The organism is Ideonella sp. P3_A4, from assembly GCF_056403075.1.
In genome coordinates this window covers 1-827 of the sequence record NZ_JBFUGE010001234.1, presented here as the reverse complement: position 1 = coordinate 827, position 827 = coordinate 1, and the positions used below count along the sequence as shown (strand labels likewise).

The following is an 827-nucleotide window of genomic DNA, read 5'->3' as shown; positions in this document are numbered from 1 at the left end:
GCCTTGTCGCCGCCGCTGATCATCGAGCGGGCACAAATCGACCAACTCGTCGGCACCATTGCCACCGCGCTGAAGCGCGTGGCCTGAGCGACATCGCCAGCCGCCGACGCCGACCAACGAACCGAGGGCTTGCCTAGCGCCTACATATGAGTTTTCTCAGCATCGACCGCGATCTCGCCCGCGATTCGTACTACGCTGCCACCACGCAGCGCGGGCCAGGGTTCCCTTCGTTGACAGGCTCCGTCGACTGTGACGTGGCCATCGTGGGGGGCGGCCTCGCCGGACTCAGCGCCGCACTGGAGCTGGCCGGCCAAGGCTTCAAGGTCACGCTGCTGGAAGCCAAGGAAGTGGCGTGGGGTGCCAGCGGGCGCAACGGCGGCCAGGCCATCCACGGCCTCGCCTGCGACCAGGAAACCATCGAGGCCCAGCTCGGGCTCGAAGACGCCAAGCGCGTCTGGGGCATGTCGCTCGAAGCGATCGATCTGATCCGCGAGCGCATCGCCACCCACCAGATCGACTGCGACTGGCGCGACGGCTACCTGGGCCTGGCGACCAGCCCCAGCAAAGCCAAGGACCTGCACGCGTGGGCCGACCGCATGGCCGAGGTCTACGGCGCGCAGTTCACCCACATCGCACCGAGCGAAACCCAGCGCTGGATCGACAGCCCGCGCTACGCCGGCGGCGTCCACGACCCGCATTCGGGCCACCTGCACCCGCTGAAGTATTCGCTCGGCATCGCCGCCGCGGTGRCAGCGGCCGGTGTGCAGATGTACGAAAACAGCGCGGTCACCGCCGTCGAGCAGGTCACCGGCGGCGTGCGCGTGGCC

The 827-nt window shown here is 68.6% G+C and carries 1 protein-coding gene; it reads left to right on the top strand.

The window, feature by feature from the left end:
- Nucleotides 1-146 precede the first annotated feature (146 nt).
- Nucleotides 147-827: NAD(P)/FAD-dependent oxidoreductase (locus AC1DYI_RS37245; RefSeq protein WP_477209088.1), on the top strand; the 681-nt coding region annotated here is incomplete at its 3' end.